At 44.2% G+C, this 24,036-nt stretch carries 19 protein-coding genes; 4 read left to right on the top strand and 15 right to left on the bottom strand.

Annotation, left to right across the window (positions count from 1 at the left end):
- Positions 1–4 precede the first annotated feature (4 nt).
- Complete coding sequence (locus tag K7A41_RS15460) at positions 5–883, bottom strand: diacylglycerol/lipid kinase family protein (protein WP_028070968.1); 879 nt, start codon at positions 881–883, stop codon at positions 5–7.
- 306 nt (positions 884–1,189) lie between these two features.
- Between K7A41_RS15460 and metK the strand changes: the two genes are divergently transcribed.
- Together metK and K7A41_RS15470 are read left to right on the top strand one after the other, a co-directional pair.
- Positions 1,190–2,443 (top strand): methionine adenosyltransferase, encoded by a 1,254-nt coding sequence (gene metK, locus K7A41_RS15465; RefSeq protein WP_028070966.1) that lies wholly within the window; start codon positions 1,190–1,192, stop codon positions 2,441–2,443.
- Positions 2,444–2,523: 80 nt separating this feature from the next.
- Positions 2,524–2,928 (top strand): Dabb family protein, encoded by a 405-nt coding sequence (locus K7A41_RS15470; RefSeq protein ID WP_028070965.1) that lies wholly within the window; start codon positions 2,524–2,526, stop codon positions 2,926–2,928.
- Here the strand turns inward: K7A41_RS15470 and K7A41_RS15475 are convergent.
- Genes K7A41_RS15475 through K7A41_RS15500 form a run of 6 tightly spaced genes read right to left on the bottom strand, consistent with a single transcriptional unit; the run spans position 2,921 to position 9,163 of the window.
- A complete protein-coding gene (locus tag K7A41_RS15475) occupies positions 2,921–4,249 on the bottom strand; it encodes a DUF58 domain-containing protein (protein ID WP_265714387.1) in 1,329 nt (442 codons plus the stop codon). The genes K7A41_RS15470 and K7A41_RS15475 overlap by 8 nt on opposite strands.
- A complete protein-coding gene (locus K7A41_RS15480) occupies positions 4,249–5,238 on the bottom strand; it encodes an AAA family ATPase (RefSeq protein WP_265714388.1) in 990 nt (329 codons plus the stop codon). Before K7A41_RS15480 ends, K7A41_RS15475 begins: the two co-directional genes overlap by 1 nt.
- On the bottom strand, positions 5,235–6,428 hold the full coding sequence (locus K7A41_RS15485) for a DUF4350 domain-containing protein (RefSeq protein WP_265714389.1): 1,194 nt from the start codon (positions 6,426–6,428) through the stop codon (positions 5,235–5,237). The genes K7A41_RS15480 and K7A41_RS15485 overlap by 4 nt, the downstream gene beginning before the upstream one ends.
- The gene (locus K7A41_RS15490) at positions 6,425–7,306 is read right to left on the bottom strand and encodes a DUF4129 domain-containing protein (protein WP_265714390.1); all 882 of its coding nucleotides are present in this window, start codon (positions 7,304–7,306) and stop codon (positions 6,425–6,427) included. The genes K7A41_RS15485 and K7A41_RS15490 overlap by 4 nt, the downstream gene beginning before the upstream one ends.
- Complete coding sequence (locus K7A41_RS15495; protein ID WP_265714391.1) at positions 7,299–8,210, bottom strand: ABC transporter permease; 912 nt, start codon at positions 8,208–8,210, stop codon at positions 7,299–7,301. The genes K7A41_RS15490 and K7A41_RS15495 overlap by 8 nt, the downstream gene beginning before the upstream one ends.
- Positions 8,201–9,163 carry a stage II sporulation protein M gene (locus tag K7A41_RS15500; RefSeq protein ID WP_028070959.1) on the bottom strand — a complete coding sequence of 321 codons (963 nt, stop codon included), beginning with the start codon at positions 9,161–9,163 and terminating at the stop codon, positions 8,201–8,203. The genes K7A41_RS15495 and K7A41_RS15500 overlap by 10 nt, the downstream gene beginning before the upstream one ends.
- Before the next feature lie 175 nt (positions 9,164–9,338).
- On the opposite strand from K7A41_RS15500, the gene K7A41_RS15505 reads away from it, so the two are divergent.
- Positions 9,339–10,070, top strand: coding sequence for an RDD family protein (locus tag K7A41_RS15505; protein ID WP_028070958.1), 732 nt, complete (start codon positions 9,339–9,341; stop codon positions 10,068–10,070).
- Between the two features lie 167 nt (positions 10,071–10,237).
- Here the strand turns inward: K7A41_RS15505 and fabD are convergent, their stop codons facing one another.
- The 3 genes from fabD to K7A41_RS15520 form a co-directional block, all read right to left on the bottom strand.
- Positions 10,238–11,128: an ACP S-malonyltransferase gene (gene fabD / locus K7A41_RS15510; protein ID WP_028070957.1), complete on the bottom strand. Its 891-nt coding sequence runs from the start codon at positions 11,126–11,128 to the stop codon at positions 10,238–10,240.
- 239 nt (positions 11,129–11,367) lie between these two features.
- Positions 11,368–12,597: a M16 family metallopeptidase gene (locus tag K7A41_RS15515; RefSeq protein WP_265714392.1), complete on the bottom strand. Its 1,230-nt coding sequence runs from the start codon at positions 12,595–12,597 to the stop codon at positions 11,368–11,370.
- Between the two features lie 189 nt (positions 12,598–12,786).
- Positions 12,787–15,624: a TonB-dependent receptor gene (locus tag K7A41_RS15520; RefSeq protein ID WP_265714393.1), complete on the bottom strand. Its 2,838-nt coding sequence runs from the start codon at positions 15,622–15,624 to the stop codon at positions 12,787–12,789.
- Between the two features lie 185 nt (positions 15,625–15,809).
- Here K7A41_RS15520 and K7A41_RS15525 point away from each other — a divergent pair, with 185 nt between their 5' ends.
- The gene (locus K7A41_RS15525; protein ID WP_028070954.1) at positions 15,810–16,406 is read left to right on the top strand and encodes a ribonuclease HII; all 597 of its coding nucleotides are present in this window, start codon (positions 15,810–15,812) and stop codon (positions 16,404–16,406) included.
- 32 nt (positions 16,407–16,438) lie between these two features.
- Here the strand turns inward: K7A41_RS15525 and K7A41_RS15530 are convergent, their stop codons facing one another.
- The 5 genes from K7A41_RS15530 to K7A41_RS15550 form a co-directional block, all read right to left on the bottom strand.
- Positions 16,439–18,916 (bottom strand): YfhO family protein, encoded by a 2,478-nt coding sequence (locus K7A41_RS15530; RefSeq protein WP_028070953.1) that lies wholly within the window; start codon positions 18,914–18,916, stop codon positions 16,439–16,441.
- 157 nt (positions 18,917–19,073) lie between these two features.
- A complete protein-coding gene (locus K7A41_RS15535) occupies positions 19,074–19,391 on the bottom strand; it encodes a YbjQ family protein (protein ID WP_028070952.1) in 318 nt (105 codons plus the stop codon).
- Between the two features lie 2 nt (positions 19,392–19,393).
- The gene (locus K7A41_RS15540; protein WP_265714394.1) at positions 19,394–20,080 is read right to left on the bottom strand and encodes a potassium channel family protein; all 687 of its coding nucleotides are present in this window, start codon (positions 20,078–20,080) and stop codon (positions 19,394–19,396) included.
- Between the two features lie 108 nt (positions 20,081–20,188).
- Complete coding sequence (locus tag K7A41_RS15545; protein WP_265714395.1) at positions 20,189–21,910, bottom strand: TrkH family potassium uptake protein; 1,722 nt, start codon at positions 21,908–21,910, stop codon at positions 20,189–20,191.
- Positions 21,911–22,124: 214 nt separating this feature from the next.
- Positions 22,125–24,020 carry a hypothetical protein gene (locus K7A41_RS15550; RefSeq protein ID WP_265714396.1) on the bottom strand — a complete coding sequence of 632 codons (1,896 nt, stop codon included), beginning with the start codon at positions 24,018–24,020 and terminating at the stop codon, positions 22,125–22,127.
- Positions 24,021–24,036: the final 16 nt, after the last annotated feature.

The raw sequence follows: 24,036 nt of genomic DNA on the forward strand, positions 1-24,036 counted from the left end.
GATTTTAACAAATTATTTTCAACGCCTTTGGTATAATGGAAATATTTAATGTATCACCAAGCTCGATCGGTTCACCATCGACATGCACAGGCGAAACAGCATCCACTTCAATCTTGATATTTTTGCCGGGTATGATCTCCACATAACTGGACTGATCCGCTGATTTATTAAAAAGGTGGAATATCATCTTCGGAAGAATATAAAGCGGAAATTTATGCACGATGCAGACGTCCAACACACCATCATTGACAGAAGCTTGTGGCGCGATATAAGCGTTATTTCCATATTGCGGCGAATTTGCCACGCTGATCATAAAGGCCTGCCGCTCATAGACCTCTCCGTCTATAGTCAATTTATAATGTGCAGGCTGATACTTACTTAGCACGTTAAATACGGATTTCATATAACCCAGTGGCCCACGGATATTTTCATTCGCAAAATTCTCGCTGACTGAGGCATCGAATCCCATGCCGGCGATATTAAAGAAACGTCTATCGTTGACCACCCCACAGTCAACCTCAATAGACTCAAAACGGTTGATCCTGCGGATAGCCGCAGCTTCGTTCATAGGCACCCCCAGATACAAGGCCAGACCATTGCCCGATCCTTCTGGAATAATCCCCAATGGTATTCCCGAACCGACCAAAGCAGAGCCCAGCTCGTTGATCGTTCCATCACCGCCGACAGCTATGACCGCATCATAGCCTTCCCGAACGGCCTGGAGACCAATTTCATAAGCGTGGTTGGGTCGCGCTGTCTGCTGAAATGTAGGATCGAATTTCTGCAAATCAAGCACATCCAATACTTGTTTTTTAAAGGATGTTTTCCGCTTTCCACCAGAAATAGGATTAATAACAAACAATATTTGTTTACGTTCTGACATATCCAAAGATAACGCAATTTAGCAATTTCTTAAAATTATGTAATCTTTGCACCCCTTTAGTCTTAGTTTCGAATGTTTTCGGCACGAAAGGCAAATTTGATTTTAAATATCCCTCAAAGTATCGTAGCTTTGTCGCGACAAAAAATAGAATGTGGACTGATTTGCGTGCTGTTGCATATATTATGGCAACGACAAGGAGATTGCAACCACAGTAAAAAAGTGCTAAAAACCCTTCGCTATCACGGCTCTTATCACTTTGCTGTAAATTCATCCAAGCGCAAATCCAATATTAAAATTACGTAAAGCATGGCTTATTTATTTACGTCAGAATCTGTTTCTGAGGGGCATCCGGACAAAGTAGCGGATCAAATTTCAGATGCATTAATAGACAACTTTTTAGCATGGGACGAGGATTCGCGCGTCGCTATTGAAACGCTGGTCACTACCGGACAGGTTGTTCTTGCAGGAGAAGTGAAATCAAATATATATTTGGATGTCCAGAAAATAGCACGTTCGGTGATCGAGAAGATCGGTTACACGAAGTCCGAATACATGTTTGAAGCAAATTCTTGTGGCGTATTATCGGCAATTCATGAGCAATCTGCAGATATCAACCAAGGTGTTGACAGAAAAACAAAGCAAGAACAGGGCGCTGGTGACCAAGGTATCATGTTTGGTTACGCCAACAATGAAACAGACAACTTTATGCCTTTGGCGCTGGACCTTTCGCATCGTCTGCTCTATGAACTGGCAGAGCTGCGCCGGGAAAACAAGGAAATAAAATACTTGCGTCCCGATGCCAAATCGCAGGTGACATTGGAATACGGTGACGATCACAGACCCAAAAGAATCGATACCATTGTCATCTCTACGCAACACGATGAGTTTGACAGTGAGGCTGCCATGCTCGAAAAGATTACCCATGATATCAAGACTATTCTGATTCCGCGTGTGAAGGCACAGCTGAAACCAGAACTACAGCTGCTGTTTAATGACGACATCAAATTTCATATCAATCCTACCGGAAAATTCGTCATTGGCGGACCTCATGGCGATACGGGACTGACCGGACGTAAGATCATTGTAGATACATACGGTGGTAAAGGTGCTCATGGTGGTGGTGCCTTCTCAGGCAAAGACCCCTCTAAAGTGGACCGTTCGGCTGCTTATGCAACCCGGCATATTGCCAAAAATCTGGTCGCCGCAGGCGTAGCAGATGAAATCCTTGTCCAGATATCTTATGCCATCGGTGTAAAAGATCCCATGGGAATCTACGTCAACACCTATGGTACGAGTAAAGTCAATCTAACGGACGGTCAGATTGCTGATAAAATCGCCGGCTTATTTGATATGACTCCGTACGGTATCGAAACCCGTCTTGGTCTCAGAAACCCAATTTATTCTGAAACTGCGGCATATGGCCATATGGGTAGAACTCCAAGAAAGGTGACCAAAGAATTTGAAAGCTCCACAGGCGAAAAGAAATTTGTTGAAGTCGAGTTATTCACCTGGGAAAAGCTGGACTATATCGATAAAGTAAAAGAGGCCTTTGGTTTATAAAATCAATCGGATAAAATAAGTTAGGGAGACGGCAATGTCTCCCTTTTTTTGTATATTGTTCCTTCTAAACCATTTCAATCATGAAAAGACGTCATTTTTTACTTGCACCTATGGGCCTGGTAACGGTACCTGCACTAGCGCACTCCACTTCACCAGCAACAGAGCTGTCTTCTGGCACGATCATCCATGTTGTTAACTTCTGGCTAAAAAAAGACCTTACCGAAAAGGAAAAGAAAAGTTTTGTTGGCTTTTTTGAAGAACTCCGCAAGATCGAAACGGTCAAAACGCTCAATTACGGAACGCCAGCAGCAACCAATCCTAGACCCGTAGTCGACAACAGTTTTGACTATACCCTGATTGTAACTTTCAAAGACCTCAAAGACATCGGCGTCTACGAAACGCATCCCATACACTTAAAGGCAATCGAAAAATATCAGCATCTCTGGACAAAGGTCATGGTCAAGGATACAGCACTGATCAAATAAGCCCCCGGGCCTTGATCTCCAGATACTTGTTGATTGAATTGATCGTTAGGTTTTCAGGCGTAGTATAAATGATCTGGAAGCCATTACGAATCAATTCTTGTACGATCAGCTGCTTTTCGTAAATAAATTTTTCCGCGATGATTTGGTTATAGATCTCGATGGTCTTTTTGGGCGAGCTCTTAGCCAAATCTTCCACTTCCACATTTTTAAATACAACGACGACAATGAGGTGACTACGGTTCAACATATTCAGGTAGCTCATCTGCCGATTTAACGAATCGAGAGTTTCGAAGTTTGTATATAGAAAAATAAGCGAACGCTTGTTGATATGTGCGTTAGCGTAGCTATATAGCTTACCAAACTCCGGTTCATTGAACCTGGTCTCCACCTGATACAAAGCCTCCGAAATCTTGAGCATCTGATTATTCCGCTTTTCGGCCGGAATAAATGCATGGATATCTTTTGCAAACGTCAATAATCCCGCTCTGTCCTGTTTGAGAATCGTAGCGTTGGAAAGCACCAACGCGGCGTTGATCGCATAGTCCAATAGTGAAAGTCCCTCAAAGGGCATACGCATTGCCCGTCCCAGATCGATAAAGGAATAGATGGGCTGGGATTTTTCTTCCTCATACTGATTTACCATCAGTTTCGTAACTTTTGCCGAAGCCTTCCAGTTCATATGCCGGTAATCATCGCCCCGAACATATTCCCTCACATGATCAAACTCCATCGCTGAACCGATGCGACGGATCCGTTTGATTCCCAACTCATTCAGCCTATTGCTTGTCGCCAGAAGCTGGTATTTCCGCAGTTGAATATAGGAGGGATAACAGGGAGTTTCCTGCGGCTGACAGACAACAAATCTGCGTTTGATAAAGCCCAATCGTCTAACCAAAGCCAGGCATCGTCCAAAGCGGTATACACCGCGCTGCGTGGGACGCAGCAAGTAGGTAATTTCCTCGCTTTGATTGCTCGCTAACCGAACAAAAAACTCCTTATCCCGTATTTGCAGCTGTACAGGAAATTCCTCCAGAATCTCGATCGCTGTGCCAAAGGGATACAAAGAATGAACGATTAATTTCATGGAATTTTCATCCCCATTGGATAATTTTTCCGGATATACCCTTGTTACTTCAATCCGCCCCCGACCTGAAAAGAGCAAAATAAAATCAAAGATCAGCACCCCCATCCACAGCCAAAACATCCCCCAGGCAGCTAAGAATAGACCTTTAATAAAAAAGGAGATGGTGAAAAGCGCTGCAACTCCTATCAAAGAATAGAAAAACTGACTGGTCAGAAAAAGCTGCTGTAATTTTCTCATTATCTTGGTATGTCAACGGTATTTAGGATCTGATCAATGACATATGCGCTGGTGAATCCCTCCATTTCGCGTTCTGGGGTCAACATAACCCGATGCCCCAGTACTGCGGGAGCCACCCGTCTGATATCCTCGGGGGTTACAAAATCCCGACCGTTTAACGCGGCAGAGGCCTTGGCAGATTCCAGCAATGCAATGGACGCCCGTGGGGATGCCCCCAATGTTAAGCTAGGATTTGTACGCGTTTTGATAATGACCTGCGCAATATACGTAAGCAACTCCTCGTGCACAAAAATAGATTTGATCAGTCGTTGAAAGCTGGCTATTTCTGCTGCCGAGATCACCGTACCAACCTGATCTTCTTTATTCACCGCCTGTTGCGCATGATGTTCGCGCAATATCTGCAGCTCTTGCTCCAGCTCGGGGTAATTGACATTGATCTTAAACAGAAACCTATCCAGCTGTGCTTCCGGGAGCCGGTAGGTGCCTTCATGCTCAATGGGATTCTGTGTGGCGAACACGACAAATGGCACCGGTAGACCATACGTATTACCATCGACAGAAACTTGCCGCTCGGCCATGCTCTCAAAGAGCGCCGCCTGCGTTTTGGCCGGGGCTCGGTTGATCTCGTCAATTAAAACAATATTTGCAAAAATAGGTCCTTTACGAAATTCGAACTCATTCGTTTTGAGATCGAGGATGGACGAGCCTGTCACATCGGAAGGCATCAGGTCGGGAGTGAACTGGATCCGTTTGAAATCACTGCTGACCGTTCTGGCAATTAATTTTGCAGATAAAGTCTTTGCCACACCCGGCAATCCTTCGATCAGGGCATGCCCCGAAGCCAGGATCGAAATCAGCAACATATCGAGCAGTTCGTCCTGTCCCACAATCACCTTTTTTACCTCCGCTTTTACCTGTGCCATCTTATCGTACAAAACCGATACATCTGTCCGGTTTTCAAAAGATTTATATTTATCGAAGTCACTCATATCATTTTTGCTTTAAGTTTGAATTCTTCTATCGTATCATTCAGTTGCTTGAGGTCGGCAACTTCATGTTGTGGCGACTGCCGTAGCTGTATAATCAGCTTAATGAGAAAACCGGTCTCCGCCTGCGATACACCTGATCGTTCGGCTAATTCCTCAATAAAGCCCTCTTCCTGAAGCTGGAGTGTATCGACATGAAAGCGGTTTCGAAGATCATGCAGGAAATAATCTATCTTCTTGGCCACCATGTTGCCCGGAGTTCCATTTTCGTAGTAGAGCGTAGCAATGGTCTCACAGAACTCCTTGGAGAGATTGGGCTCCGGGTTCACAATCTCAACTGCACGCTGCTCACGCTTGCTCCTGAACACGAGCAACAGCAGCAGCCCGCCCAACAAAACATACCATGCCTGCCGAAGACCGTCACTGGTCAGGATAACGCGCATCGGCGTCCGATATTGACGGATGTTGGCTCTGAAATTGTACCAAGCAACAGGTTTATCGTTCAAATAAGACAAACACTTCGCGACATACGCGTACTGCGAAGGCGAATTTAACAGGTAATAGTTGCCAAAGAGATCGGGCGTCAGATGCAAATAAAGCAGCCCCCGGCCAAAAGGCACCTCGACAAAATTCGGCAAAAGAAAATCCCGATAAGTAATACCGCCAAGAATAGTGGCCTGCTTAGGAAGTTTACTGAACACCACGCTCAGCTCGGACTTATCATAGCTTATCTTACTCGTATCGTTAGTTAATGTTACCCTTAATTGGTCTTTTATATCCAGTCCTTTTTTGAATCCGTAGAAATTGTACGTTTCTATCTGCAAAGAATCCAATAGGTAGAAATCAATATCATTTGCTATGATCATGGCTTTACCTCCTTTAGACACATAGTCCAGTAGCTTATGGTGAGCAGCTTCGCCGGGGGAAAAATAAGAGGTATAAAACAGCAGATTTTTGTCCGGCCTCTTGACACTGTCCAGATACTCGTATAAGGGGCGTTCAATATTCATATTATTCTGATCGATAATATGTTTCAATTCCTGTCTAAGGACAAAAGCGCCAAAGGGGTTTTTATCCTTCATATCAAAGGTACGCTCCCAGATAATAGGTTTCTTGCTCGTCATATCGATGATACCGATCAACAGTAGGACAACACCTAACAATATCAAGCCGAACTTTACAGATCCCTTCATTTAATTTGATTTTGATATTGATAAAACAGCTCCCTATATTGGTTAAACTCGGTTTCACTTAATCCGAACTGCCCGAACCACACCCGGTCAAACACCTGCGTGCAATCCAAGAATCCCGTTCGCAGCCCGTCATTGGTGATCTCATTGGCAAATTCTGCATTCGTTTTGCTATGCTTCCATTTAATATGTCCTGTCTGTGCCAGCTTCTGGATATTCTGCAGCTGGAGATACCGGACTCCAAGCGCATAATTCTTCTGCTCAATACTCTCCTTGATATAATGGTCCAGATTGCTGTTCATCAGATTGCGCTCCACATAGCTTACTGTATCCAATTCTTCATCTTCCGGTTTATGTGTGATAAAATACGAGTTCTTATTATATAATACCTTGTATAAGATGTAGGCGAGAACGATCAGCGCCAGAAAGGCAAAGAGGTAGCCAAACTCTTTTTCGAATCTCAGGGGGTTGTCGGGCATTAAATCGCTCAGCCACTTCGAAATCCTACTCACAACACGTTGAAGTACTCCCACCCGGGATTTGATATTTTCCGAATACACAAAAGCATCATCTTCATAACGCTTGATAATATCCGGATACGGGTCCATCTTAAAGGGGCGCCTCTGGGAGTATCTAGGGATAGAATCGAAGAGACCGGGCTCCCAGATATCTATTTTATTCGGTTGGCTGCCAACCGCCGGGATTTTCGTTGTCCCGACGGTATCCACCGCAATACTGTCTGGAACAGTCACCAACGTATCGGTAACAATGGCAGAGGAATCCACTGCTTCACCATTGCCCCCCACATCACGCTGCTGGGGATGACAGGCTGTTAGCGCATATACAAATCCAAACAAAAAAATCACGAGTACTCTACTCATCACGCCCTCCGATCTGATCAATCATCGCATAAATGCGTTCGCCAAATTTGAGATCTTTGGCTGTTTCATAGATGATCCCATTGGCCAGCACTCCGGCCATGTATAGAAAAAGAGTGAATAAGGTGACGAAGAGACCACCCAGCGTCATCAGCAACTTTCCCCAGGACGAGTCAAAGAAAGCAGCCTCCACACCCAGGAAATTATAGGACAACAGCGAAATGATAATCATTGGAACAATAGAAATCATCATAACGGCCATCTGGAAAATAAAATTGACAATATAGGTGGCGACACCATATTGAACGAGTTTCTTGCTGAGCATCACATACGCATCCGTAAAGCAGCTTCCCAGGTCGGAGTATCCTTCCCGATAAAATAGAAAAGAGCAGAATAGCCAAATGCCAACCATGGACATCAGAATGCCTATCGCAAAACTCCCGATAAACGGGATGAAGATAGCGATTGCAGCGACAAAGACAACCGGTATGAAGATAACGACCAGCGCGAGGATCATTGCAAACAGAAACCTAAAATACCGGCCAATGTTTAATCTGAAATTGCGCAGCACCTCCTGCCCCGAAAATTGGGTGTCCTTGCGCTCTTTCAGGAGAATGAAGTACTCTATCGAAATGCCGTAAACATACAGGCCCAGCGCTATCAAAGCTAGGATGAGGAGTCCCGCCCAGGTAAGGCCATCGATATCCTCAAATGAGTTGCTATTTGCAGAAAAAGTGATTTTGGTAGATAAGAAATAATACACGAGGGCAATCCCCCCGAGCGGCAGTGCAGATAAACCAAAAATGGTGGTCACAAAGTGCTTATAGATCGATTTAAAAAGGTCGATAAAGCTCTGGACAAAATCTCCTATTTTACGTTCTTTCTGAAATTCAAAATCTACTTCCATTGCAATCGCCTGGCTAACCGATACGGATTAATTATATAAAAATACACGATGCCCAGCAAGGATAATACAATTATGATTACGCATAACCAAACGGACACTTCATAATAACGTGTTACAAAACCTTCTAATGTGCCTGCCACAACGAAAAACGGAACGGTACTGAGCAAAACCTTCATTGCCGTCTTCGCCGTCCGGACAAAAGAGGCCAACCGCGTATAGGATCCCGGAAACAATAAGCTATTCCCGATAGCAAAGCCACATCCGCCCGCCACGACAATGACCGATATTTCGATAGTTCCGTGAATCCAGATTGCTGACATCGCTTTGCCCATGACGCCATACTGAAAGAATAACTGATGGAAAGCCCCCAGCATAATGCCATTACTGAAAAGAATATAGCCTGTTCCGACACTCAAAAATAAGCCGAAGGCAAAAGCCATAAAAGCCACACGTACATTATTGATGGTGATCCAGATCGCTGAACCAAAATTGCTGCCCTTTCCGTACACCGCTGCGGGGTCTCCGGCTCTGATGCTCTCAATCGTTGAATCTACATACTGATCGCCCAAAATTAACCGGACAAAATCGACATCATACATAGCCGACAGAAAACCGATGACCGACGCGAGTATAAAGATCAACAATGAATACATCAAAGGCCTGCGGATAGACCATATCGCCTGCGGAATCTCCTCCATAACAAAAGATCTAAACTTGTTGTTGGAAGCTTTTTGGTCTTTGTAGATTTTTTGATGCGCAGTAACAGCAAGCTCGTTCAGGTACTTCCGAACCTTACTCTCGGGGTAAAATGTCTGCGCATAGGCCAGATCATTTGTTAGCTCAATATAATTTGAAGCCAGTACATCCGGATCAACGTCCTTGCTAATTGACAAATTATTTTCAATTAACGTCCATTTTTCTTTATTTCGTTCTACAAACGATGCTTCTCTCATTAATTTTTTTTAACTGGCCAAATCAAATATAGGAAATATCAGTGATTGAAAAGCACAAACCGGCATGAAAATACACCGGAAATTTCAGTCTTTTTCATGAGCATAAGGCCTCTTGCCGGCGGATAGAGCCTTATATGCAAATGGTAACAACCGATATACAGATACGCATTTAGATATGAATAAGCTTGAGATAAACACAGCACAAAATGTAAAAATCGAATACAACCTTGCCAGCTTAGGTTCAAGAATGATCGCATTTGCCATCGATTATTTTGTCATTGTCTGTTACATTTTCTTTTGTATATTCCTTCTGGACAGCATACATATCTCCAAAAGCGACCCTTATCTACGCTACGGCGTTATCATGGGCATGACGCTACCTGCATTTTTCTATACCTTGATCACAGAGACTGCATTTGGAGGACAGACCATCGGTAAAAAAATCATGAAGATAAAGGTGGTTAAACTCGATGGATCCCGCGCAAATTTTTATCAGTACCTATCGCGGTGGGCATTATCGATTGTTGATATATGGATGACCATGGGCGGCATTGCCATCACCTCCATTGTCCTATCTAAAAATGGACAGCGCATTGGCGATATTGCAGGCGAGACCGCTGTGATCAGCCTCAAGCCAAGTCTTAAGCTCAGTGATACAATCTATGAAGAAACCACCGACAATCATCCTATTCTATTCCCTCAGGTCATTAAATTAAGCGATAAAGATGCCAATTTGATCAAAGATGTTTACCAGACGGCATTCGACAGAAGGGATGTCGGCATACTCACAGCATTGGTACAGCGCCTGGAAAAGGTCATGGATATGAAGCACCCCGAGAAGATGACTCCCAACGATTTTGTGTTGCAGGTCATGAAGGACCATTACCGTATGTTTAAGGACAAATAATCCGCCGCCCACGCTGCGCAGGACGCTTGTTGCGTGTTAAAGCCGAGATAGATTATTTCTGTAACTTGGACTCTGCCTTGTCAATCCGTATTCAGCAGGGGATACACTCCAAAAACTAAAAAAAGGAACGCTATGGTTCCTTCTTTTAGTTTCGATCACAAGCAAGCTTATGCCAGCACAGTTGCCGCGGAGGTTTGCACCTGACGGTCCACTTTCTTAACTAAACCCTGTAAAACATTTCCCGGTCCAACTTCCACAAATGCAGTAGCCCCGTCGGCCAGCATATGCTGCACAGTTTGTGTCCAGCGGACTGCGCCTGTCAGCTGTGCGATCAGGTTCTGCTTGATCGTTGCCGGATCGGTCTGCGGCTTTGCGTCTATATTTTGATAAATAGGGCATCTGGGGGAGAGAATATCCACAGCTTCGATTGCAGCCTGTAGTTCAACTTTCGCCGACTCCATCAATGGCGAGTGGAAAGCACCGCCAACATTTAGTTTCAACGCACGTTTTGCTCCCGCTTCGGTCAGCAGTGCACAGGCCTGATCAACACCTTCAATGGATCCCGAGATAACCAGCTGCCCCGGACAATTGTAATTTGCCGCGACAACCACTTCCTCCACTTGCGCACAGATATCCTCCACAATAGCATCCTCGAGGCCCAAAATCGCAGCCATAGTCGAAGGCTGCAGCTCACAGGCCTTCTGCATCGCGTTGGCACGTTGAGCGACCAGCTTTAAACCATCTTCAAAACTTAAAGCACCAGCTGCCACCAAAGCAGAAAACTCACCCAAAGAGTGTCCCGCTACCATATCCGGCTGAAAAGAATCACCCAATGCTTTTGCCAAAATCACCGAATGCAAGAAAATTGCAGGTTGTGTTACTTTGGTCTGTTTCAACTCCTCGTCAGTACCCGAAAACATAATATCGGTAATACGGAAACCTAAAATATCATTCGCTTTTTCGAACAAAGCTTTTGTCTCTTCGTTTAAATTATACAGGTCTTGGCCCATTCCAACAAACTGGGCGCCCTGACCGGGAAATACATATGCAGTTTTCATCTATCTATTTTTTTCTTTAATGGCTGATGAGCCCGTAAGCCCGATTCATATTTAAGCATTACAGTAACCGCAAACTTAGATAAATTGCTGCTGATATGCAATATAATTGCTCGTCATATATAAAAACAATCTTCTGAACATCGTGATTTCGCCTCCGGCAATCCCGGTAGCCTCTACCGGTCGCACGGGCTCACCCACCCAAAACATACCTTCGCGTATCGTGCGTCTATCCAGGGCATTCAATTTTCTGGGACAAAACTCAGCGAGAGTAGCTTCCGTGGGTCAAATACATCTTGGGCAATCTCAAGGAGCTGAGCACTGCCGAGCATCTCTATTTTTTCAATCACTTCATCCAGTAGGATCACACGGTCGTAATCCATTACATTCTTGGCCGCCGAGATAATGGTACTCATGCGGTTCTCCTCTGTTAAAGCGATCTGTCCGATAAACTTCCGTTTGGCCTTGGCAAGTTTGACCTCAGATAGCGGGTGTTCGCACATATGGCGGAGTTCCTTAAATACCAGCTTTTTAGCTTTTTCCACTTTTTCCTCATCTGTACCCAGATAGATGCTAAACAATCCGGTGTCCGAAAAGATCGTGTAATTGGATTCTATCGTATAAGCGATGCCATATTTCTCACGGATGGAAAGATTGAGGATCGATCCCATACCCATACCACCGAGCATATTGTTCAGCAGCAGCAAGCCGGTCTTACGGTCGTCGCGATAACCGTAAGCCAACGAACCGAGCATATAGTGGACTTGATTAATGGGTTTTGGCACTGTCAGATGCTGTTCGCCAACCGGCTTCACATCATCTCTCGTCCGTAAGGTTTTATTTTCGGATATATTGCCAAAAGTTCTGAGCAGCAAGCGCTCCACTTCTTTCACACTGTAGTTGCCTGTAATACCGATCACCATTTCATGGGTATCGTAATTTGATTGCATGAAGGTCAGAATATCGTCCTTCTGAAGAGACAGCAACTGATCTTCCAGCCCCAATATATTATGCCCCAGGCCCGATCCCTGAAAAATAAGGTCTTCAAAATCATCCACGATAGATTCTTCGGGACTATCCAGATAAGACGCCATTTCATCAACAATCACCGATTTTTCCTTATCCATTTCTACTTCCGGAAACGTGGAATGGAAAAAGATATCTTCAAAAAGATCCAGCACGCGATCCAGATAGGGTTTCAGAATGGAGGCATGGACACAGGTATACTCTTTGGTCGTATACGCGTTAAGGTCACCCCCCACAGATTCGAGACGATTAATAATTTGTTGTGTCGAGCGTTTCTCCGTCCTTTTAAATAACAGGTGTTCAATGAAATGCGCGACACCAAACTTTCCGGCCAGCTCATCACGGGAGCCCGCATTGATGACCATACATACGTGTGTTATAGGTAAGTTCTGATATTGGAATACCGCGCGCATTCCATTTGAAAGTCTGATAATATCGTATTCCATGTAATCTGTAAATTGTCTAAAGATAATATATTGTGTTGAGCGGTACCCCACATCGCAGCCAGGATCGTCTGTCCCGGGTCTCCCAATCCTACCCCCCTGAGCACATATCATGCAAAACTAAGGTTTTTAAAATGCAAAACGGTCATAGCGAAATCACTATGACCGTTTTTTAATGATTATTTAGCCTCTTTACATCCGTGGCCGCCTCATACCACCGGGGAACCGATCTTCACCCTGAGGATTGCCCATGGCAAATTTTTGGAATTTATAGGTGAACAACAACATAAAGTAGCGCCCAAGACGGTTGGTGCGGCTATCTGTGATCATAGACTCACTGACTGTCCGCGAAACGTTGGTTTGCTGATTCAGCAGGTCAAATGCCTGGAGACGTATCGTACCACGACGTTCTTTTAAGAACTTCTGCTCAATGTAAGAGTTGATAACAAATGGGTTGGCATTGATCCCTGCACCATATCCATTATTGAATTGCTTCGAAAGATCTGCTCCAAAAATTGTTGTTGGGGTGATATTTACTGAACCGATCAAGGTCGGTGTCCAGGAAGAAACATTGGTGGTACGATTTGTCAGGGAGTTTTCCGTGTGATTATACTGATAACGTACACCGGGATTTATCTCCAGATTTTCCGAAGGATTATATCTAAACATCAAACCCTGATTAAACACAATGTTTCGGGCGACGTTCTTTTGTCCCATATTGTCATCCTTCTCTGTTGAAACGTAACCAATATTTTTATTGTAGGAGATTCCGCCCATTAGCATAATGTTATAGGTTTTTTCTTTTAGTGATTTGCCGTAATGGTAAAAGGAGCTGACATTAAAAGGTTTATCGCCGGTTTCATTGAGATACCGTGTTTCGGAAACCAACGTTCTATTCGTTTTTCCAGTCTGATAATCCATCAAATCATCCAAATAACTTTTACTCAGGCTCACAATCTTGTTATTGGTCAGACCTGCATTGACAAAAGCAAAAAAGTTGTTCCCCTTCTGAAAATCGTTTTTACGGAACCGAACATTCAGCTGATGACTAAATTCGGGGTTTAGATTGGCATTACCGATCACTATGCTTGTACGGTTTGTACTCATGTCAAACGGCAAAATCTGGGTCACTGAAGGCTCGTTGGGTGTACCGGAATAATTGACCGATAAATTCGATTGGCGCGAAAATTTGTACTCAAATCGCGCAATCGGCATCCAGTTCATGTTGTTCCGGTGTATCGGCACCACCAATCCCGAACTGATCGCATCCCCCCGCAATTGCGAAGGCTGTGCCGCCGCTCCGATAGAATAAGTAATTTTATCCCCATTATACAGGTAATTAGCGCCTACTTTATGGGTAGCAAAAGAATAATCATAATTATAGTCAAAATTCAATTTAGGGTCCTCAGCGATCAAATTCCCGTTTGCGTCATACCCAGTCTGCTTATTCGAGTTATCATACTTATTCTTATTAAAGTCATAAGTAAACTCCAGTCGCCCCTTCTCAGAGAGCGGCTCCGTATAGTTCAGCGAAGCGCCAGCATTCCAGCTTTTATTCTTTGCTTCTAAGATCGTCTTTTCATAAATCTTAGTTAGAGACACACCTGCGTTATTTGGATCAGCCAACAAACGGTCCAATATGGCGTCTTGGTCTTTCTTTGTCTCCGCATTATTGTAATTCATGTTGACAAATACATTTCGACCTTTGTCATTGAGCTTACGGTTGTACAGACCACTGATGCCAAAGCGGGGTGCCGTCGAATTGGCCAATATGTCCTGTGTCTGCGTGTTATTTAAAGCTCCACTACGGTAGGTGGTTGATTCGGAAAATGTTGTTGCGTCGCTTTTATCAAACCCAAACTGGGGAGAGATCTTAATATAGTCTTTATCTGACGGTTTCCATTCCACATTAGCCTCAAAACGATGGCTCCCACCGACAGTATTGTTCCTGTTAGAAATACTGTCGGTCTGCATGATACTAGGCAATGTGTTCTCCTGGATCCTTTCCGACAATGTCGTATTATCCGTATGACTATAACTATAACTACCATAAGCCGTCAATTTATCGTTAAAATCCTTTCGGAAATTAAGGCCTATCGAGCCAATTTTTGTAAGGCCGTCCGAACCACCAAACATACCGCCACCACGACGGCCGCCGCCGCCCTGCCCTCTCCGGGCACCACCACCTGTTGTATTGAAATCAAACAGGGGCGCGTTGGTGTTGTTTAGATTCCCGAGCACGGAAAGCTGCTCGCCCTCACGCATACCCATCCACATACCTGTAGCCTGATAACGGTCTTCCGTACCATAACCTGCCCGGAGTGTGGTCATATGTCCCTGATTATATTTAGGATCAATTTGAATATTCAACACCTTTTCAGACTCGCCATTTTTATTACCGGTAATATTGGCCATCTCACCATAATCGTCGATAATCTGCATTTTTTGGATGATGTTGGCCGGCAGATTCTGTGTCGCCGTTTTTAGATCACCTCCGAAAAAGTCCTTCCCATTGATACGCACCCGTTTGACAGATTCACCTTGAGCCGTGACGTTTCCATCTTTGTCTACCTCTACACCCTGCAGCTTTTTAAGTGCATCCTCAGCGACCGATCCTTCCCGCAATTTCAGGTCTTTCATCGTATACTCCAGCGTATCACTCTTAACGACCACCGTCGGAACACCGTCCACAACGACTTCTTCGAGCATCTGTGAATTCTGCTGCAGGGTCAAACTCGGAATAACGTATTTCTGCTGCCCTTGCGGGAAGTGAAACTCTTGTTCAAAGCGCTCAAAACCTAAGTTGGAAACTGTAATTTTAAATGTATCCGCTTTAATTTTGTCAAATGTAAAAATCCCGGCCATACTCGATCCAGTAGACATCGAATCCAACCGCGAAGTTAACGTGACGGTCGCTCCCGCCACCATCCTGTTTTTGTCATCTTTTAGCATTCCCTGTACGCTTCTGGTCTGGCCGTAAACTGTCCATGCCGTTAGCATACTCAATAAAAAAAGCACATAGCCTCTCATAACATCTATTTTATATCTCTATAATTGACCAATCCTTGATCTAAAGCGGCCCATAGGCTACTCAAAATCTTTACAAAAGAAGATATTATTAGTGTTAATTAATGTAAAAGGCCATTATTCACACAGAAGTTACAATGGATAACTCTAAAATTATTCGTACTTTCGTTCGGTTACCGAAGAATAAGATGCTACTATCATACTATCAGGAACAATGGATTGAAGCTGGATGTGATGAGGCTGGTAGAGGTTGTCTCGCTGGTCCGGTGTTTGCCGCGGCGGTAATTTTTCCACCCGGTTATCATCACAAACGCTTAAACGATTCCAAAAAATTAAGCGAAAAACAACGGATGGAATTGCGTCCCATTATTGAGCAGGAAGCTCTTGCCTATGCCGTTGCCAGCGTGTCTGCCGAAGAGATTGACCGGATCAATATTCACAATGCAAGTTATCTCGCCATGCATAAGGCCCTGGATATGCTGCACATCAAAGCCGAATATATCATTGTAGATGGCAATAGGTTCATTCCATACCAGAAAGTGCCTTATACCTGTGTAGTAAAGGGAGATGGAAAATATCTTTCAATCGCAGCAGCCTCTATTTTGGCCAAAACCTACCGCGACGAATATATGGATACCATAGCGGCTGATTTTCCGGACTACGACTGGATGAACAACAAGGGCTATCCTACGGTGAAACATCGGTCTGCTGTGCTGGCCTATGGAACGACACCCCACCATAGAAAAAGCTTTAGAATAACTGATCCACAGCTCAAATTATTCTAAAGCTTGATGTATTTTTGAAACGAAACAGCTGCCTATGCGGCTGTTTCGTTTTTATACCCTTTTAACGAGAAATATATGGCAGCAGCCATCCCCAGACCAAGTATGATCGAAGAAATCAACGTCAGTAAATTTCCTACTTTATGCGATTGAGGATCAAATATAAATTCAATCTTATGGGATCCCGCTGGCAATTGCAGCGCTCTTAATAGATAATCAGCACGGATTATTGGTGTCTCCTTTCCATCAACATATGCTTTCCAGCCTTTGTCATAGAAAATCTCCGAGAACACCGCAAAGACATCATTGGATGCCGTGTATTCATACTGCATTTTGTCCGGATGATAAGAGGTCAGCTTAATCTCTCCTGTCGTAGATGCGCTGGATGTTTTTGCTTTGATTTCATTTTGATACTGCTGATTTACGAAAGCCTCTTTATGCGGATCAAAGGAACTGATTGCCTGCATCTCCTCCGCATTGCCCTTCACAAAGGTTATCTTATCGACAAACCAGGCGTTACCCGCTGCCGTGCTTCTTCTGATAATGCGCTGTGATTGACTCTGCGGATCCGTCGTGATCAAATAGCGGACATTGAACATATCCAGCACATCCTCGTTAAGCGCACCATTAAACTGATTCTCGAGAACTTCCTGAAAACGCATCAATTTTGCTGCATGATAGCCGCCCAATGATTTATGGAAGTACGAAGGACGCGCATCCGAAAAGGGATCTGTTGTGAGATCCAGTACCCGGTAGCTCAGGTCTTTATCCATTAAGATCAGCTGATCTACCTCGCGCTGCTGAAAGGCCTGCTGTGCTACCGCTCCCTTTTCGCTAAACGAACGATCATTTAAAAAGCGCTTATCAACACCCCAGAGATCAAATAAGAACAAGACGAGCAAGCTTCCAAACAACACGCCTTCACTCAGCTTTTTCTTCAGATAAAACCAGATCAATCCAAAGGTTAGCAAAATGAGGACAAACGAACGGTAAGCATCTTTACTGGCAATATCCTTTCGGTCCAGAACCAGCTGGTTAGCCAGTTCGCTCGCCGTTGCTTTGTCGCCGATCTGCTGGGAAAACGTCTCAATTAAACTATTATGTTCGGCATTTCTAAAATTCAAGAAAAGATCCGGCATCAGCCCCACCAAAAGACAAAATCCACCGACACCAACAAAAGTATACAGCACTTTCTTGTCCAGGTTAGGAATTTCCTTTGCGCGCGTCAGCAGTTCATTTACCGTCAATATCGCCATAAGCGGGACGGTGATGGACACAAGCACCAAAATCGATTCGACAGCCCTAAACTTATTATACATGGGAAAGTAGTCGAAAAACAGGTCTGAAACCAGCGTAAAATTCTTACCGAACGATAAAAGCAAGGCCAGTATGGTTGTCGTCAATATCCACCATTTCAAACGGTTTTTGACGATCACCAGCCCCAGTACAAAAAGAAAGAAAACACCGGCACCGAAATACCAGGGCCCTGAGGTAAAACGCTTATCTCCCCAGTACGTCGGCATCCCTTCGGCAATTTGTCCTGCTTGTACAGCAGATGCGCCTTTGTCCATGAAAAACTTAGCAACATGCGATTTTTCATCCAACTGCCCACCGGTAGATCCACCGTAGGCATTGGGAATCAAAAAAGTTACCGACTCTCCGATCCCCTGGCTCCAATCATAGGCGTATTCTTTGTCCAATCCTTTTTTTGCCGAACTTTTATCATCCACTTTTGTGATGTTTGCATGGCCGCGCGTGCTCAATTTACTATACTCCCAAGTTGGCAGCAAAATGGAAGCATTAACCATCACTGCGATAACCACCGCAACAACCTGCCTGCCGGAATTGATAAAAAAGGCCTTTAATTGTTTTTGTTTGATGGCATCAACCAAGATGAATATGACATATAACATCAAGGCCATCAACAGATAGTAAGTTGTCTGCAAGTGATTCACACGAATCTCCAGCGAAAGAAGCAGGGCCAGGAGTACGGGCCCCCACAGCTTGCTGCCCCGATAACACATGATCACGGATGCAATCACCGGCGGAATAAACGCAATGGCATTTGCCCGGGTAATATGTCCTGCTTCAATATAAATAAAATTGTAAGAAGTAAAGGCTATGGCGACGGCGCCCACAGCGGCAAGCCAGGGTTTAATACGCAGTACACTAAACAGAAAATAAGCGCCCAATAAATAAAACAATACCGTATCCATGGGGCTTGGGAAAACAAATTTAACCGCATTCAGCACATAGGTACCAATGTTATTTTCATTCGCCTGCCAGATCTGGTACGTAGGCATACCGCCAAACATGGAGTTTGTCCACAAAGGTGCAGTTCCATCCTTGGCCCTGTAATCAAATAACTCTTTCTGTGCTGCCTGCGCCTGTACCACATCCGATTGGGCCAATGTCTTTCCTTGCCAAACGGGCGTGAAATAAAAAAATACAAGCGCAATGAATATCGCAATAACGATTAAATGCGCCGAATTTGCTTTAAACCAATTTTTCATTTATCCTCTTAGGTTGTTTAAAAGTCTTAAAAGCCAAACTTAGATAAATTTGTTTTTATATACAATTATTATTGCGACCAAATACAAGGGCAATACACAGGCACTAAAAGCCCTGTTCAGCTTTTAGTGTCCGATAAAATCAGCATGCATGGGTAGTCTATTTCATTTTGACAGCAGTTCCGGTTGCCCCCACCATCATCATGCCTCCGGTGCCTACAGTTTGAAAGTCCAGCCGTACGCCCACGACCGCATCGGCACCCAATGCCCTGGCCCGATCTTCCAGCTCGCGTAAGGCCGCTTCGCGCGTATCCTGAAATGCCCGCTCGTAAGAATTAGACCTGCCACCAAAAAAATCACGGAAACCAGCCATCATATCTTTGATGGCATTTGCGCCCAATACAACCTCCGAAGAAACAATGCCCAAATAACGGTCAATCTGATGTCCTTCAATATTGCTTGTTGTAGTCAATAACATAGTTACTCTCCTTTTTGAATTAGTTTATTTATATTGGATAATTCTCCAAACACAACCAAAATATCGCCCTCTTCCATCACCGTCTCGGAAGTGGCAATACCGGAAGCCTCTTTCTGTTCTCTGGTCACACCATCTTTTCTTGTTTCCGTAATTTTGACGGTCGTCAATACGATGATTTTATACAAGTTGGTCAGGTTTGCCTCTCGTAACGTCATGCCCACATATCGGGCTGGCACTTTTGTCTCCACAATAGAATAGCGGTCCGACACCTTGAAAGAATCCACAATATCGATATTGTCAAGCCGCATGGCCAGTCGCTCGGCCGCCTCTTCTTCCGGCATGATATATTCGTTGATCTCCATAGCTTCCAGGACCGTTTTCTGCAGATCAGATACAATACGGCCGATGATCCGATTTACTTTCAATTGCTTTAAGAGCGCTACGGTCATCAGCGACGCACCCTCATCTTCTCCGATCGCCACGATGACGGCATGGGCATCTTTCAGCGGCAAGGAAGACACCGCCTCCCGGTCTGTCGTATCCAGGCATACCGTGTGCGTGATCCTGTCCTTCAGTTGCTCGACGATGGTTAAATTCCGGTCTGCACCAATCACCTCATGACCAAGCTCAGTAAGATGAACGCCCAATGAACGTCCGAAATGCCCCAACCCTAAAACAATATACTTCATAACCCAAACTAAGATAAATTTCCTGTATTTACAAGTTCCTACAGCCTGTTTCTAAAGCCTGATGCGCCAATGGACTGCTTCCGTAGCAAGAACCTGGTCATGCCCGGATCAAAACAGTATTTTTTCCTCCGGAAATATGATATTTCTTCTCGTTGTGTTTTTGATAAAAGCAACCAATAACGTCAACATACCTACACGGCCCACCAGCATCGTCACCACAATAATCAGTTTTCCGCCCATACTTAAAGAGGGCGTAACGCCGAGACTCAATCCGCAGGTCGTATATGCCGATAGCGATTCGAACAGTAAGTCTTTCATACTTTTGTCCGGATCCGTAAATATAAGAAGAAAGAAGCTGATGCCTACGACAAATAGCGACAATAAAATAATAGCAAAGGCTTTGTTGACAGACTCACCGGCGATTCGGCGTTTGAAAATCTCAATATACTCCTTCCCCTTTGCCAGAGAAATAATATTCATAAACGTGAGCGCCACCGTGGTCACCTTCACTCCGCCACCTGTGGAACCGGGCGAAGCACCGACCCACATGAGCACCATAATCAGAAATATGGTCGGGGCGCCCACAAAACTCAGGTCAATACTATTATAGCCGGCAGAACGGGCAGCATTAGCCATAAAGAAAGAAGTCGCCCATTCTCCACCAGCACCTTTTTCAAGCGAAAGTGTATTTTGCCTTTCCAAAAAATAGAAAAACAGCGTTGCCGCCACGATAATAATCGCATTGCACAGCAACACCAGTTTTGAATTAAAACTGAAATTCCATGCTTTATGCTTATAATTTCGCTTGGTGATCAGGCGGTGATACCAAAGTAAGATAGACTCTTTTATATAGGTATAGAAATTCAGAACGATTCCAAATCCCAGCCCCCCTAAAATAAACAGAGCGGAGAGTGCCAGCTGAAAGGGATAATTAAATTTATAGGCCTCATTTGTAATTCCCCCGGACAAAATCGAGAAACCGGCGTTACAGAAAGAAGAAATGGAGTGGAAGATAGAAAAGAAAACCATGCTGCCCACGTTCGGAAAATTGGCGCTATCCAATGTGCTAAAGATCAGTATTGCACCCAGAAATTCAAATAATAGAGTAATGAAGATCATGGTCAATAAGGTTTTGATAACCGAAGCCACCTTATTCTCTCCCAATATCTCGCCAAACATCAACTGGTTTTTAAACGAAAACCCGCCCGAAAAGAAATAACCAAAAAAGCCCGTGAATGTCATGATTCCCAGTCCCCCAACCTGTATCAGGACAATGATGACTGTCTGCCCGAACATGCTGAAGTTGGTGGAGATATCCGCTACCGCAAGACCGGTAATACAGACCGCACTCGTGGCCATAAACAGTGCATCGACAAAACTTAAGGGTGCCTCCAGCGTCGTACGGGGCAACATGAGTAATACCGTACCGATCAGGATAAGTACAAGAAAACTGATAACAAATAATATCGTCGGATTAAAGTAGAAATTATCAAAGAAAAGCGTGCTTTTGGAGAGTTCAGCAATAAAAATAATATAGATCCCCAAATAAATCCACTGTTCTCTGGAAAAAACAGATAAAGACTCCAGCCCGGCGAAACGCGCAATTAAGATAAAAATAAAATAGCTGAGAATCAGCAACCCCGAATAATGTTCGACCGCAATCTTTTTCAGCGCATAGATCGAAGAGGATTCCCGTAAGGCGATCATCAAAAAAAGCACATAGAACAGATAATGGATCGTCTTCCTCAACAGTTCGCCCAAAACCGGATCGGTTACATAGCCTACATTGAAAATAACGATTGCAGCACACATCATGCTTACATAAAACATAATTTTGTCTACAAGTCCGTTCTTATATTTGAAAACGAATCGGATAAAACTTAATATCGCATCTATCATGATAAGTCAAACTAAGATAAATTTGCTTTGATATACAAATCTATCTGCAGCTTCGGTGCGCAATTCCTCTTCCAGAACTGTACAGCGGCTAATTTCACGTGAAACGAATTCCGAAGCCTTAATCGCCCCTGTTGGCGACAGCACCTTAATTGCCGGGAGACTCTTTTTCCAGTTCCTTTTCTGCTTTTTCGCGGTCCCGCTTTCTTTTTTCCTCCATTTTCGCGGCCTCTTTGGCCTCTTCTTCTTTCTCTTCTTTCAACAGCTCTTCGGCCGTTTTATGTTTCTTAAAAATTCCTGATATGAGCTTTTTCGCCTTCTCGACGCCATTGACCACCTTCTCCACCCGGTCTGCCGTATTCATTAATTTTGCTTCCCGCTCAGGGCCAAGACCGACACACTGCTTGATTCCCATGAGCAGACTCTGCCACAAGGCCTTAAAAAAAGGATGCGTAGGATCGCGATGTTTATTAATATGGCCGACTGTATATTTACCATATAGATCCGGATTACCGGGATTAAACAGTACCTGATTCACCATAAAAGAAAGGAAACCTTTCTTCTCCCGCCGACCATCGTCTCCGGTTTCTGACAGAATATTGACTTTGAGATCATTATAATCCATTTTGAACGTCCCTTTACTCCGATAGTCATTCGCCCATATATCGAATACAATCTGTCTTAGGTTTCCTGACTTGACCTCAACATTCAACAGCGGCCGGATCATTTTGTTCACCAGCCTCAGGTCCATCTGTCCCAGGCTCCCCTTGTAGGTATATGCGCCCACCTTGGAGGTCATATCAAAAACAAAATTAGTCAGCAGCTTGCCCGAATTCATAAAGTTGGTACTTAGATTGGCCCGCATCAGTTTCTGTTTCTGCAACTTCGTCGAGTCGTTGGTGACATTGAGTATCGTGCCGTAAGTATGATCGAAGGTAATCGTTCCAATCTGACTATATTGATCACTCATTTCCGAATAACTGATGCCGATATTATCCAGGACCAAGGTGTCAATCCCGAGCCTTGTCGACATCTTCATCAACTTCATATGGGGTGCATTTCCAATCTGCCGTGTTGCCGGACTTTTATAATGCTTGTCACTGTAAACAGACAGCTGACCGTTTTTTAAGACTGCTTTTTGCGCATATACTTTCTTATCCCTCGACAACTGACCGAAATTAAAATCCATCAGCTGCAAAGTATCCATTTTGAACACGATATAGCTGCCGCCCTTGCCTTTCTTCTTATAGTAAGCAGCTTTGTTCAGCGTGGGCTGGTAAGCAACTTTGGTCAAGAGGACATTACGTTCCTTGCTGTTGATCTTCAGTTGGTCAAAATCTATCTTATAGAAGCCGTCCGGGGTCTTATAGGTGAATCCCGGCACCTCAATATCAACCATCTTTGTATGGTAAAAACGCTGCTTGTCCTGTGCAGAGGTAGAGTCAATCAGCACATCGTCAATCCTCACCTTCACTTTCTTAATTTCAAAGTCCTGATGTACACCTTTCTGAACCTGCGTATACTTAAAATCAACATCATTTAGCTGGATGGCCTCGACCTGAATCTTCTTTAAATTTTCCTTTATTTTTTCATAAAGAGGCTTCTCGGGACCGCGGCTTATCGTATCGTTGTAGCTGTGGAATTCGTTAATGACATGTACCGTAGGGGTGTCAACAGTAATATCATGCAAAAAAAGCTCCTTATCCATCAATACTTTTCGGATACCGAAACTCTTGATCTTCAATTTGTTTATCGCTATTTCAAACCGGTTGTCCGGAGCCTTTTTCAGCCCCTCCAACTTTCGGTACACGCCGGTATCGGGAATCAGACGAAAATTCTCAATGGTGAGATTGCCGAGAGCCAGATTAACGTGAATATCATCATAGTGGATGGTGTATAGACTATCCGTGGCCTGCACCACCAGCTGCCTTATTTTGGTATCCAAAAGAGGCTTCCACTTATTGCTAAAATACCATATGGCACCCGTCAACGAAACGAGTATAAACACAACAATACCAATGATCCACTTGAAAATAGGCTTCATAAAGTCACAATCTCTT

It is taken from the genome of Sphingobacterium sp. InxBP1, from assembly GCF_026191775.1.
Lineage (GTDB): Bacteria > Bacteroidota > Bacteroidia > Sphingobacteriales > Sphingobacteriaceae > Sphingobacterium > Sphingobacterium thalpophilum.

Bases quoted from the DNA above. Each gene is read 5' to 3' on its own strand.
- K7A41_RS15460 (WP_028070968.1), bottom strand. From the start codon at position 883: ATGTCAGAACGTAAACAAATATTGTTTGTTATTAATCCTATTTCTGGT.
- metK (WP_028070966.1), top strand. From the start codon at position 1,190: ATGGCTTATTTATTTACGTCAGAATCTGTTTCTGAGGGGCATCCGGAC.
- K7A41_RS15470 (WP_028070965.1), top strand. From the start codon at position 2,524: ATGAAAAGACGTCATTTTTTACTTGCACCTATGGGCCTGGTAACGGTA.
- K7A41_RS15475 (WP_265714387.1), bottom strand. From the start codon at position 4,249: ATGAGAAAATTACAGCAGCTTTTTCTGACCAGTCAGTTTTTCTATTCT.
- K7A41_RS15480 (WP_265714388.1), bottom strand. From the start codon at position 5,238: ATGAGTGACTTCGATAAATATAAATCTTTTGAAAACCGGACAGATGTA.
- K7A41_RS15485 (WP_265714389.1), bottom strand. From the start codon at position 6,428: ATGAAGGGATCTGTAAAGTTCGGCTTGATATTGTTAGGTGTTGTCCTA.
- K7A41_RS15490 (WP_265714390.1), bottom strand. From the start codon at position 7,306: ATGAGTAGAGTACTCGTGATTTTTTTGTTTGGATTTGTATATGCGCTA.
- K7A41_RS15495 (WP_265714391.1), bottom strand. From the start codon at position 8,210: ATGGAAGTAGATTTTGAATTTCAGAAAGAACGTAAAATAGGAGATTTT.
- K7A41_RS15500 (WP_028070959.1), bottom strand. From the start codon at position 9,163: ATGAGAGAAGCATCGTTTGTAGAACGAAATAAAGAAAAATGGACGTTA.
- K7A41_RS15505 (WP_028070958.1), top strand. From the start codon at position 9,339: ATGAATAAGCTTGAGATAAACACAGCACAAAATGTAAAAATCGAATAC.
- fabD (WP_028070957.1), bottom strand. From the start codon at position 11,128: ATGAAAACTGCATATGTATTTCCCGGTCAGGGCGCCCAGTTTGTTGGA.
- K7A41_RS15515 (WP_265714392.1), bottom strand. From the start codon at position 12,597: ATGGAATACGATATTATCAGACTTTCAAATGGAATGCGCGCGGTATTC.
- K7A41_RS15520 (WP_265714393.1), bottom strand. From the start codon at position 15,624: ATGAGAGGCTATGTGCTTTTTTTATTGAGTATGCTAACGGCATGGACA.
- K7A41_RS15525 (WP_028070954.1), top strand. From the start codon at position 15,810: ATGCTACTATCATACTATCAGGAACAATGGATTGAAGCTGGATGTGAT.
- K7A41_RS15530 (WP_028070953.1), bottom strand. From the start codon at position 18,916: ATGAAAAATTGGTTTAAAGCAAATTCGGCGCATTTAATCGTTATTGCG.
- K7A41_RS15535 (WP_028070952.1), bottom strand. From the start codon at position 19,391: ATGTTATTGACTACAACAAGCAATATTGAAGGACATCAGATTGACCGT.
- K7A41_RS15540 (WP_265714394.1), bottom strand. From the start codon at position 20,080: ATGAAGTATATTGTTTTAGGGTTGGGGCATTTCGGACGTTCATTGGGC.
- K7A41_RS15545 (WP_265714395.1), bottom strand. From the start codon at position 21,910: ATGTTTTATGTAAGCATGATGTGTGCTGCAATCGTTATTTTCAATGTA.
- K7A41_RS15550 (WP_265714396.1), bottom strand. From the start codon at position 24,020: ATGAAGCCTATTTTCAAGTGGATCATTGGTATTGTTGTGTTTATACTC.